Origin of the sequence: Acinetobacter rudis (genome assembly GCF_031157835.1) — a bacterium.
In the GTDB taxonomy this organism is placed as follows: domain Bacteria; phylum Pseudomonadota; class Gammaproteobacteria; order Pseudomonadales; family Moraxellaceae; genus Acinetobacter; species Acinetobacter rudis_A.
The window spans coordinates 191,186-203,706 of record NZ_JAVIDR010000001.1; the positions used below are offsets into that span (position 1 = coordinate 191,186).

General features: G+C 36.2%; 11 protein-coding genes and 1 tRNA gene. 6 read left to right on the forward strand and 6 right to left on the reverse strand.

Annotated features, from left to right (window positions below; genetic code table 11):
* Positions 1-149: 149 nt before the first annotated feature.
* Positions 150-1,289, reverse strand: coding sequence for a hypothetical protein (locus RFH42_RS00905; RefSeq protein ID WP_308973646.1), 1,140 nt, complete (start codon positions 1,287-1,289; stop codon positions 150-152).
* A 740-nt stretch (positions 1,290-2,029) separates the two neighbouring features.
* On the opposite strand from RFH42_RS00905, the gene RFH42_RS00910 reads away from it, so the two are divergent.
* The gene (locus RFH42_RS00910) at positions 2,030-2,254 is read left to right on the forward strand and encodes a hypothetical protein (RefSeq protein ID WP_308973647.1); all 225 of its coding nucleotides are present in this window, start codon (positions 2,030-2,032) and stop codon (positions 2,252-2,254) included.
* Positions 2,255-2,268: 14 nt separating this feature from the next.
* Here RFH42_RS00910 and RFH42_RS00915 read toward each other — a convergent pair whose 3' ends face one another.
* The 4 genes from RFH42_RS00915 to RFH42_RS00930 form a co-directional block, all read right to left on the reverse strand.
* Entirely contained in the window at positions 2,269-2,511 is a 243-nt protein-coding gene (locus RFH42_RS00915) for a helix-turn-helix transcriptional regulator (RefSeq protein WP_120374432.1), read from the reverse strand.
* Positions 2,512-2,661: 150 nt separating this feature from the next.
* Positions 2,662-3,621 carry a hypothetical protein gene (locus RFH42_RS00920; RefSeq protein ID WP_308973648.1) on the reverse strand — a complete coding sequence of 320 codons (960 nt, stop codon included), beginning with the start codon at positions 3,619-3,621 and terminating at the stop codon, positions 2,662-2,664.
* Positions 3,622-3,679: 58 nt separating this feature from the next.
* Positions 3,680-4,675, reverse strand: a complete 996-nt coding sequence (locus RFH42_RS00925; protein ID WP_308973649.1) for a YagK/YfjJ domain-containing protein — start codon at positions 4,673-4,675, stop codon at positions 3,680-3,682.
* Between the two features lie 260 nt (positions 4,676-4,935).
* On the reverse strand, positions 4,936-6,639 hold the full coding sequence (locus RFH42_RS00930) for a hypothetical protein (protein ID WP_308973650.1): 1,704 nt from the start codon (positions 6,637-6,639) through the stop codon (positions 4,936-4,938).
* A gap of 139 nt (positions 6,640-6,778) precedes the next feature.
* Between RFH42_RS00930 and RFH42_RS00935 the strand changes: the two genes are divergently transcribed.
* From RFH42_RS00935 to RFH42_RS00950, 4 genes are all read left to right on the forward strand, one after another.
* Positions 6,779-7,417: a hypothetical protein gene (locus tag RFH42_RS00935; protein WP_120374429.1), complete on the forward strand. Its 639-nt coding sequence runs from the start codon at positions 6,779-6,781 to the stop codon at positions 7,415-7,417.
* Positions 7,418-7,760: 343 nt separating this feature from the next.
* A complete protein-coding gene (locus tag RFH42_RS00940) occupies positions 7,761-8,768 on the forward strand; it encodes a helix-turn-helix domain-containing protein (protein WP_120374428.1) in 1,008 nt (335 codons plus the stop codon).
* Positions 8,769-8,903: 135 nt separating this feature from the next.
* A complete protein-coding gene (locus RFH42_RS00945; RefSeq protein WP_120374427.1) occupies positions 8,904-10,085 on the forward strand; it encodes a serine hydrolase domain-containing protein in 1,182 nt (393 codons plus the stop codon).
* A 103-nt stretch (positions 10,086-10,188) separates the two neighbouring features.
* Entirely contained in the window at positions 10,189-11,052 is an 864-nt protein-coding gene (locus RFH42_RS00950) for a transporter (protein ID WP_308973651.1), read from the forward strand.
* A gap of 286 nt (positions 11,053-11,338) precedes the next feature.
* Here the strand turns inward: RFH42_RS00950 and RFH42_RS00955 are convergent.
* Positions 11,339-11,428: transfer RNA gene (locus RFH42_RS00955), tRNA-Ser, on the reverse strand.
* A gap of 329 nt (positions 11,429-11,757) precedes the next feature.
* Between RFH42_RS00955 and greB the strand changes: the two genes are divergently transcribed.
* Entirely contained in the window at positions 11,758-12,240 is a 483-nt protein-coding gene (gene greB / locus RFH42_RS00960; RefSeq protein WP_308973652.1) for a transcription elongation factor GreB, read from the forward strand.
* Positions 12,241-12,521 lie beyond the last annotated feature (281 nt).

Below are 12,521 nucleotides of genomic sequence, written 5' to 3' on the forward strand. Positions count from 1 at the left end.
TGGATTGCTCCTAAATATTGTATTCAGATGTAGAGATATGAATGCTTTCCCTCAATTAGCGTTGAGGAGAGAATGCTCTTACATCGTGGTAATATGTATTTGAAATTTCTTTATTTTTAAAAAGTACTCAACAGCAGATTTGGTCACTGTCATCCATCCCCCAGATAATCAAATTTTTCAGGTTCTACAGGGACGACTTTCTTGGGATATTTCTGCAAGAGGGTTTCTGGGGAAAGATAATTTTCTAGACCAAATTTGAAATTCCATACAGGCGCATGTGAGACATCTTTAAATGGCATGGTTTTCAGTTGTTCTATTGCGTTATCAACAAAGTGCCATTCCAGTTCAACTGCTGATCTTTGCTTAAAGCTTAGTGGTTTGAATACAGGCGAAACATACATCACGTCTATAATATTGTTGCGACGCCGATCTAGATTGCCCGGTTTATTGAAATAGAAAAAGATGCCATTTGGGCTCAGTTGATTATTTTTGAAATTGAATACATACCCTAATTTGATTTGTCCAAAATATTCAGCGATTTGTTTGGCTAATTCAGGTTGAACTTTTATCAGTACTTCTGATTCCAGAAAAACTCTAGACCCAATATCTTGTCCATATCGAACCGTCATCTGTTCATGATCTGCATCATAAGTATAGGACGCATAAGAGGAGTTCAACCTAATACCTCGAACACTTCGGTTTAACGCTTGTTCCAGTAATGTCAGATCATAGTCCTTAACCTTGCTTTCCGCATTTTGCTTTTCCCGTTGCACTCGTGCTTCATAGTCCTGTGTTTTTTCAAATTCCTGCTTCGGCTCAATGTGAGGGGCTTTCATATAACGGATATGATTGATCGCCAAATTATTGCTATATTTGAAATATTCATCGTTGGTCAAATCAATCAACAAATAATTGTCTTGAGGATCATGATTTTGATTACCGATCACAAAAATTTGATCTGGACCTAGATTGAGCTGTGGGTGAATCAGATCATAATTTTCATAAAGTGAAGAATCTCCGATCCGCTCTATTTCCCAACTGGTTGGGTATCGAATTTTTTGATGTTCGGGAATATCCGAAAGTTCTAATTCTTGCAGACTTTGATCAGGGCTGATCTGCGCCTTCGGCACAATTACGGTTGGTTTTTCGGTGATATTCTGCAAAGCTTCACTGCTTTCTGTGGTTTGACCTTCTACAGCGGGATCACTTTTAGGCTGATCTTTACTGGAACAGGCATTCAGTCCCATCAATAAAATACATAAAGACAGACACTTTAATTTAGTTGTCATCGTGCATCATTCTCTTTCATTGTCCATAAGCACTTCTCAGCAATCGCCAAGCTGGACTTATGGTGATTTGATGTTCTTCTTGGAGTTCTGCCTTTTCTTCTGATGTGACTGTTCCGTAGAATGAGTAGATCTACAAATCAGCGATAAAATGATTCAGATGTGCAGGCCAACAAAGGAACAAGCGCCTTCATTGAGCGTTCCCCAAATGCTAAATTTTTAAAATATCGGTTTATCTGACGTCGACAACGCCATAGAGAGTACTGGGGTAAAAAAGAGAATGTGTATTTAAGAATGTAGTACGCATGGCGGACTCCTTGTGTGTATTAAAGAGCTCTACCAAATTACTGTCAAATAATGGTGGCAGAACGAGAGAGGGTTGACAGACTGACACACAAGAATCAGCACGCACAAGGCGTCCCTCCCTCGCCCTACCGCAACGGAGGAGGAACGAACGAGTTCGCCACCAAAAAATTACTCTTTTGATGTGCTTGTGTGTAAATGGTCTGTCAAAACCAACTGACAATGTAGGTCAGCAAGTCAAGGATAATTGGCAGGATTTAAAGTGTCAACGTTGTATTTTTACTGGAACAATCAATTGAGTGTTTTCGCTATGCTTCTGATTCAGAATGACTATTGAATAATCAACATCATCTAAACTTCAACTGAAGCTATAATTTCAACCTGAATTAAACAGCACACTCAATTATAATGGTGCTTAGTGTTATTAAAGGAATCTGTGCATGCAGCGATTGAAGTGTATTGGAGGCCCACTGTATGGGCTCGAATATTCACATTCGCAGGATAAGTTTAAATTCTTTGATAAACAAAAAGGCAAAGATACCCTTTATTACAAACAAGTCTTAGACTTTACCCCACCTCAGTCATTCTTCATTGCAGAATCAATTTCTCCTGATTTTGCTTATGCACTGGCATTACAACTGATGGGGCAAAAATCTCATTTATAGCTTTGAATTTTATCTCAATTTGTGATCATTCTACGTTCACTGATCTTTTGAGCAATCCATGCATTGACCTCATGTGCAATCCAACCGACTCGATTGCTGGTTAAATTGATCTGCTGAGGAAAACTGGCATCATAATACTTGGATTTAGGATCTAGCAGTGAATAAATGGTGGCACGACTCAATCCGGTGATTTCAACCAATTGCTTGATGTTTAAGATTTGGTTGATCTGAAATGTTTGTGAATTTAGCGCATTCATCTGATGAACTCCGATGTGGTATGAAGGCGTGCGTTCTGCACATATCATGTCCATCACCGTAAAAAAATAGGTACGCCTCGAAAGCCCACCGTATCCATTGGATTGGATACAGGAGACGCTCTATTTCGATTTACTTTAATGGGATTAGAATCACCATTTCTTGCCATTAAAGATTTTAAAGCCACGTGTTGCGATGCAAATCTTATTCATCTGCTCATTTACACTCGTCACCGTATCTGGCAAGTCACCAAGATCATCCAATGGGTTTTTAGGCTCAGGAAAGTTAAAAAGCCCATCTGGGTCAAATCCGAATGGATTGCCATTTGAGTGCTGTGTTTCTTCATCTGGAATTTGCAATAAAATACCCATGCCATAAGTGGCATCCTGCCACAGTCTTAATAGGTCAACTGAATAGTCAATATCATTGCAATAAAAGACTTTTTGAAAGGTCAGGTAGAATCTAATCACGTAACAGTTTCGGGTACTGTCACGAATTAAGTGATAATAGCTAAATATAACTTGTGCACGGAACCAAGGTAAGGATGTTAGCTTCTTTTCAAATACCCGAAATGATTGAATCACTTGATCGACTGATTGCAACAGTTCAGTACCCACTGGATAACTCAGATAGAATTTTAAATCAGGCGCATCTACACTCAATTTGCTGACTTCTGAATAAAGCTCACGCAAATGATCAACTCTCTTCTCGTATTGCTCATTACTTTGATGTAAAGCCTCATGAAAACCCGTCGTTGCAAATAACTGTTTCAGTTTATTTAATACATGCTCCGCCAGCCATTTTGCAGTATGTTTGGCAGTTGGATTAAAATAATGCTGACGTGAGTCGAATTGCTGTAAGACGGTAAAATAGGCGTTTCTGAATTGTGTCACCCAGAAGCTGCAATCTGAATCTCGATGATGAAACATTAGCTCATTCCACTCTCGAAAATACACCAGCAAAACTTGAGCCGTTTGTTCAATGATTTTCTGAATATGTTCATCATGAGTCATGGGCGGGATGGGTGAACCAAATCGCACTTGAGTAAAGAAGTTGTGTATATCTTGCTCTAAACGTGGTGCAGTCTGATGTTCAATGTGTGTAATGTCCATGGAAAGTCCTATGAAGTGAAATTTTTCATAGAACTGTCCACTCCATATTTTTTTACAGTTAATTGACGATTTGCTCATCCAATAAGTCATCTACATCTTGTTCAGACCAAATTCCTGCTTCTGCTGATATTGGGTGATTGATCTTATACTTACGCCCATGCTCGTGGTAAATTCCTTTAAAGAAAGTTCTTTTACCCAATGGCTTAATCAACATCCGCTGTAAATACTTTTCAGGCTGAGTCAGATAACTGGCTACATTCAAAGCATTCTGCATTTCTAAGGGCTGATTGCGATGGATCATGCCTATCCCCAATAAACCTCGATCAGCGTATTGTTTTTTCTTTTCAGGGGTATTGTTATTGAGTCCGTAACCTAAATCCTGAGTTATCTCATGCCACTTCTGAATCACTTCATTAGCTAAGTACCAGTCCTGACAACGCTCAGAACCGTTGTAGATCAGCATCAGATGCGCATGGTAGCCTTTTGTTGCACCCTGCTCTAATGCTAACCCATAACCTAATAAATGCTTAAAACAGCCATTCTTGTCTTTCAATAGATGACGAATTGATTCAATATGGTTATAGAAATCCTGCACCGTAATATTCGGCATAAGCTCTTTCAAATACCCCAAATCAACACGCACAACCAAAATCTTATAATGATCGTTAAGAATCCTCTGCACATATTCTAAAAAGCGGTCTTGATTCTCTTCCTCTTGCTGTTTAAACAAACGAATTTCAGCCAAGTGCTGTGACCTATGACTTCGTAATAGATTTCGAAGATTGGATATTTCTATAGATGATAACTGTGTCAGATATTCTTCAATCCCTAAATCACCTCGATGAGCTTCAACTAATTGCACCACGTCTTTAAACGTAGCAAGCAAAGTACAGTATTCAATACCCTCTTGGTCAAAAACCTGAAATGCAGGAATCAATACACAAAGGTGAGTAATAAAGTCTGTCTGGTTAAAACCATCATTTAGTTGGTAATCAACAAAGTTATTCACTGCGGTCATTACAGCAGCTTGATGAGAGAGATCGTATTGCAACATGTCGATATTCCTTAGTTATGTTTGATGCATAACTAAGGAGGAAGAGTTATTTATTATGTATACGTGATCTACTTTGTAGATATCTATGATCTGTATGAGTGAATAGATTTATAATTAGTTAATTAATAATATTATTTACCGACTTAGTCTGCAGGCTAAGGGTAACAAAACTGACCTGTATATAAGATAGTCTACTTTTCGCTCTCACTGCATTCATGCATTTTTACTCAAATATCCATTTACGAGAGTTAAGGCAGAAATTAGCTTTTATTGTTATTTTTAAGATTGAACAGCTCATACCGCTTCTGATCCTCTAAGCTTAAATTCAACTCTTTGCAGTTAAGCGCATACTCTACAGGATCAACTGATATTTGCTCAAACTCAAGCATATGAAAGGCATCTTGTTCTTTTTTCTGCTTTATCTCTTCAGCATCATAACGACAAAAATAAACTCGGTCACAGAGGTCCGAATTTTGTAATGGTAATACTGCATGATCAAAGTAAACTTTTGAATTCTCCAACTTGCGTACCTCTTTAATGAAAGGCTTCATTTCACTACGGAATAATGCTTGGCAAATGGCAAATAAGATTTTTGCTCTTGATTCTTCAACGAGCTGCTTTTTCAAAGACATTTGGGTTTTCTGGCTATTTCCTTTATTAGATTTAACATTTGTATTGACTTCAGGTAATTTAATTTTAGTTAAATACTGATCAAACCGTCCTATCAAAGACATTGGCATTGGCGAGCTTAGCCATATTTCTGCCTGGCCTAAATTGGAAATCATTAACTGAATAGAATAGTTGAGTAAAAAATCAATTCGTGCAACATTCGCTTGATCCGTATTCAATAATGATTTCCCCATACGAAAGCGGGGTATCACAAGTTGTATATACTGACCAAAATTCTCTTCAGATTTGCTCACAAAATTGAATTCCTCTCGAATCGCATTACCCAGTTTACTTTGAATAGTTTGATCAATAACTTCATCGAATACTTTGGCAAGTTCATACACAATACTATTGCAAGAAGATGATGCTTTTTTTGCTTGATCCAGTGCAGCCAGATATTGAATAAAATTAAATGCTTGTTCTACGATAGATGTATATTCATTGGGGAATTTCAAAAAGTAATAATGTCCAAATATCCGCTTTTCACCCCAAATGGCAGCTGAAAGATTTAAGCAATACACAGGAGCAACTGAATTAAGTAAATTATTGTTCAATGTTCCATCTAGTTTGGAGCGAAGAATTCCCATATCAAATAAGTCAGCAATTGCTCGTTGCAATGCATTACGGCTCATTCCAGTCCATTTAGATAATTCATACGTTCCAACATCAAAAACGATTCCATTAGCGTCACTAGACAGCACCATGTTCACTAAAACAAGCCACTGCTTATAATTGAGTTCCATCAACTCGTCAGCATTTTTTTGCTTATGGCTAATTTTGACATCAAACATTAAGCCAAATAAAATTTCCAAAAAATCATATCGTGGATAACTAGCGACAAGCTCAGAAGCAGTTTTTTTAAACCTTATTTTTTTTATACTTTGTTTAGCTGATTTATTCTCTTTTAACCCTACTGCGGGTTGATTGCCCTCTTTTGCTTTATCCAAAGCAATAATCAACTGATCAGATGGTTTCCAGCTCCATCGATAATCTACTTGTCTCGGTAGTAGTAGTACTTTATTCAACTTTATAACTTTTTCTTCTAGCTGCTCGCATAATCCTTTTTCAACCAATACATCTAATGATTTTTTTAATGTTAACCAATTCACCTTCACTTCTTTAGCCAAAGCTTTTAGGTCCGATATTGAAATTCTACGACCTCCATAACAGATCAATAATCTTAGAAAAATAATTCGATCAATCGGCGATAAAGTAATTTCCATATGCCTTAGCATAAGTATAGATATTGCCCTTAGTTCCCATTGTCTATTTAGCAATTTTTCGGAATTTTTCATAAAAACAACTATTATTGATTAATAACCATTATTTTAATTTAATATATAATGTTTATTAACATAAATAATTTAATATCGATTTAACCATCATTTTTATGATTTAAAATCGTTTAATTAGATATAACAATTGGAGCTAAAAATGGGACGCCCTCAAATTTACTTAAAAGATTGGTGTTTAGAAGACAGCCTACTTAAAGCTGAATTTCTGAAAAAGGAATCGGAAAATCCGAGAGGTCTTGTTGTTATAACATCCCATCAAGGCTACTTACCTAATATCAATATCTATCCTCATTTTCAGTCAGGCAATTTTGACATCGGAAGATTGAGTAATGGTTTATCAATCCAAGTCACTCCCAGCTGTTATGAAAAATTAAAAGCCAAATTCCGCACTTTTAAGAAAAATGACAACGACAAAAATAAAGTTAAAAAGCAGTATCATTTTGAGAAAGAACTATCAGCTCGAATTCAATATCTCAAAAATGAGAATGGCTGGGCAAAAGAAGAAATAGTCATTGAACATGTAATTAATGCATATACTAATTCCATGGCTTACAACAAATCTAAAGCAAAAGTAGATACAAAAATAATCAAACTTCAAGTTCTTAATGAAGAAATCAATAAAAATCTTTTAGAAATCCAACAGCTCAAAACTGAAGTTTTTGAATTAAAACAAAAACTTTTAAAAGAATCATCCGCAAAAGAACATTATGAAAATCTTTGCAAAGAACATGGTATTGATGGAGAAAACTTTCAACTCACAGAAAACTCTCCATCTTAACTAATCTCTTTGTTAATGATCTCTAGGAGTAGATCTGGGAGTTTCCTACATGGTTAATGATCATTTGAATTGAAGGCAAATTTCTTATGTAAAACATCCGTAACATTTTAAGCCTTAAGACCCAAATCATCGAATAGCTTGAATTGAAAAAGATTAAAGTAGCATAAGAAACAGCCTGTCATAGACAGGTTGTTTCTTTCATATTAAATTAGCGCATGGCATTTCACATAAAATGTTTTTTGTTAATTTCAGAAACATGAAATAGTCTAGAGTAATACAAAAAGTAGCAACCTAAAAATTTAGGTTAGGAGAGTTACTTTTTTCATAACATGGAGTTGTTGTGATGTTGCAAGACAGTTTAATTCAAGATTGTCGTGGAGAAATTATTCCTCAGGCACATAAAAATATCTCAATGGATTGGGATGAAATTAAGAATTGGTCTGATCAAGTCTATATGCCCTACAATGCACAACCTGTAGGTAAGGGACTATTGCCAAATTCAAGTATGCACTCTGTATCTGTGGCAGATATGATTGTGACTCGTTTTAAATATGGCATCCCCGTTTATCTTGATCAATGGAATCAAGATAAAGGTCATATTATTCTTCTGACTACTATAGAGGGGCATGGAAAACATGCAATTACTCCCAACAACTGGCAGACAACCAGCGTCGGTGAATCTTTTATTGTAGATTGTAGCCAAACAGATGATTATGCTGTGCACTTCGATCCACAGCATTTACAGTTGAATTTGACGATCCCACATGATGTCTTAGCCCGTCTGGTACTTGCAAATTTTGGACATGAAGCCCCTATTCACATGTGGCAGTTTAAAACTTTTTTCGGGGGAAGTGATTCAAGCTGGCTATCCTTGCTGAACTATCTAAGTAAAAGTATTTCGGAAATCCCATTAGCACAATTAAAAAAGAAAGCAGGTGAACATTTACAACAAATGATTGGTCTGCATATTCTCAATGAATGGTCAATTCGTGCAAATATAGATTTAAATCAAAAAATATGGATCACACCTAAATTTATCGAACGCGCCGAGCAATATATGCGTGAAAATTTACGTGATAGTCCTACGATTGCTGAAATTGCACAAGCGATTGGAATCAGTATTCGAAGCTTGTCCAGTGGTTTTAAAAAATATCGACAGTCTAGCCCAGCTCAAGTTATGCGAAATATGCGTATGACTTTAGTAAGACAAGAATTATTAGAAGCATCACCAGAACAGACAGTAACTGAAATTGCTTTGGCTTGTGGTTATCTCAATTTGGGTGATTTTGCACGTAACTATTATCAGATATACAATGAATTACCCTCACAGACATTAAAAAATAGATATTAATTATCAAATAATTGCCGTTTTTCGATAAAGCTTGCCTATTTGCGGTAGAACCGCTGAAACATTCCTTTTTAGACTAAAGATGTTGTCATATGACATCAATTAAGTAATAACTCAAATGGAATGGAGTGTTTCTTCATGAAACAGCAATTACAGCAAATTCTCGATCCTATCTTAGATCAGGTTGTTAACAGCATTCATCCTGTTGCAGGAGTTGTAGCAGGGGTTACAAATAGAGATGAAACCCTGTATTTAAATCATGCAGGTGAGCGGGATATTTCAACACATACGGCAATGACGGATGACAGTGTATTCGCAATTTTTTCAACAACGAAAGCAATTACAACGACTGTGGCTTTGCAACAATACGAAAAAGGACTACTTGATTTAGACGCCCCTGCTAAAGAGTATATTCCTGAAATCGGTCAACTTCAGGTTCTTCATGGCTTTGATACTCAAGGAAAACCAATTCTTCAAGCCCCGAAAATAGATGTAACTACTCGAATGCTGTTATTACATACAGCTGGTATGGGTTATGATTTTTTTAATCCTGAGTATCAGAAGCTAACTTCTGAACATGGTTATCCAAGTGTCATCACTTCATCAAAAGCATCTTTAAAAACGCCTTTATTGTTTGAACCAGGAACACAATGGGAATACGGTTCAAACATCGATTGGGCTGGATTAGTCACAGAAAAAGTTGGGGGCAAACGCCTTGGTCAACTCATGCAGGAACAAATTTTTAACCCTTTAGAAATGAATGACACTGCATTTACCTTAACATCCTCTATGCTTGAACGTCGTGCGAGTATGCACCATCGTCAAGCAGATGGCAGCCTAATTGCCGACCCTGATTTCATATTGCCACAAGAGCCAGAAGTACATATGGGTGGGCATGGTCTTTATTCTACTGTCTGTGATTATTTAAAATTTATTCGTCTTTGGCTAAATCGTGGCGAAGTCAACGGTCACCGTTTACTACAAGAAAGCACTCTTGAACTGGCTCTTAATAATGGCTTGGCAGATATTGCCATGAAAAATTTACCAGGCTCGATTCCTACTTTGTCCAATGACGTCAATATCTATCCTGAAGCTGAAAAAGGCTGGACACTTGGTTTTATGGTCAATGAACAAGTGACTGACTCAGGACGTCCAGCAGGTACTATCGGCTGGTGTGGTTTAGCAAATCTCTATTATTGGATTGATATCAAAAATAACATCGGCGGGTATTGGGCAACTCAGACACTCCCATTTGTTGATCCTACAGCCTATAACGGATTCCTTTCTTTTGAGAAAGCGGTCAATTCTCTAACCCATTAAAAATTCAAATTATTCCTAAGCCAAAATCTGGCTTAGGTCATCATGCTAATTGAATTTACTCAGTCAATAACATCATAATTTTGGTGTCCGACAAGGAACTGTTATGAAAAAAATACACACGTTGGCAACCGGCTTTCTTGGATTATTATTTCTACAAAATGTATATGCTGTCGATCTAGATGCTGGTGATTATGACTATGCACCTAGTGGTACAAATTTAGCTATGCTCTACTACCAACATGCTTCCAGAGATTCGCTTTATAATGGAAATAATCGAGTATCAGATAACGTTGAACTTAAATCCGATATTGGTATTGCACGTTATGTACACTATATGGATGTTGCTGGGCTTCACATCGCACCTCAAATTCTAGTGCCATTTGGACGTCTAGATGCTGGAAAAGATATCGCTTCTTTAGGAAGTAGCAGTGGTTTAGGCGATATTATTTTAGCAAATACTTTCTTTATTTATCATGATAAAGATACAAAATCGACATTTGGTATTACCCCCTATCTCTATTTGCCAACAGGAAAATATTCAAAATATGATGATTTGAATCTCGGTGAGAATAGAGTCAAACTAACTGTTCAAGGGGCTTATACAACCCAGCTTATAGATCGTCTAAACTGGGATATCGCTGGAGATTTTACAATTTATCGTAAGAATGATGATGTTATAAATGGAAGCTTAAAACAAGATTTAGGCTTTCAAGTTCAAACTAATGCCAGATATCGTTTAACTGATATTGCTGATTTGCGTGCTGGATTCTCATACAGTGATGCTGGAGATACAAAACAAGATGGTGTAACGACAGATTCAAATAAACAAACTAAATTTTGGATTGGTACTGGAATTTCACCCACAGCAACAACACAGGTTATTTTAAATTATGGTCGTGATCTCAAGGTGGAAAATGGTTTTAAAGAGGACAATCGTATCAACCTTAGACTTATGAAAGTATTTTAATATCAAAAATGATACTAGCTTTTTGCTAGTATCAACCATTCAATTTAACTTAAGTTTACCTGAAGTCTGAATTAAAAGAATCCAAAGGATTAAACTATTTTTTATTGTGTCTGTCAGTTTATTTTCAGCCCTTCTTATTAGAAACTCATTAGACTCCCCCACAATCTTTATCCAATAAAGTCTATTTCGGTATATTCCAATCCAAAATTTTATGTGGGTTTTTATGTGGGACAAAAGCATAGGTAAGAAAAAAGCCCTTGCGAAAACAAGGGCTTAATTCAAAATTTGGCGGAAGCGGTGAGATTCGAACTCACGGAGGACTCGCGCCCTCGTCGGTTTTCAAGACCGGTGCATTAAACCACTCTGCCACGCTTCCAATGGCGGCTATCATATAAATAAAAATTAATCTTGGCAAATGTTTTTTTAAATATTCTCACTCGACCGATCAAAATAAAATCAAAACACACATAATTGCTGTATTTTCAATCATTTCAAGAAAAATTCCCCAACATAAATCTGTAAATATACAAATTGGTTTGAATATCTACACCCGATTTGACATGATTCTTATTGTTTCATACACACTCAACCCATTCACATTTCTCTGTATAGATGCATATGATATGCTGAATGCACTTTTCGGATTGAAAGCCGAGTCATCTGTGTATTATCACTGTTATAAATGAATGTATTGGAGTATTTCACTTGAATCGCAAATTACTAACTGCTGAGGGCTATCAACGCTTGCAAGATGAGCTCAATGACTTGGTTAGGAAAGAACGTCCTGAAATTACTAAAATTGTCTCATGGGCGGCAAGCCTTGGTGATCGTTCAGAGAACGCTGATTATCATTACAATAAAAGAAAGCTACGTGAAATAGACCGAAGAATTAGATACTTAACCAAACTTTTTGAGGTAGCACACAAAGTAGAATATAGTCCTGAACAAGATGGCAAGGCCTATTTTGGTGCTTGGGTTGAACTTGAAAATGATGATGGTGAAACCATTAAGTTTCGTATTGTAGGTGACGAAGAAATTTATGGCCGAAACGACTATATTTCACTTAAGTCACCTATAGCAAAAGCCTGTTTGGGTAAATCTATAGATGATGAGATTCAAGTACAGACACCGAATGGTTTAAAAAACTGGTATATCATAAAAATAAGCTACATTAACTCTGATCATTAATTCAAATTTAACAGTTAAGTTTAAATTTTCATGATCATAAAATACACCACCAAGCCATTTAAGTTGTTTTTTTTCAGCTTAAAACAGCAAACCACATTGTTTAATTTTTATAAAAAATACTCAATCAAACAGTATTAATCATTTGATTAAATCCAAAATTTAACAAAAATATAAATTAAGACTAAATAATATATTATAAATACATATTTCCAATTAAAATTCAAATAGAAAAAAGAGGAGGTTTTTCCATCTTCAATAAGAGCTATCTTAGTATCAATTCT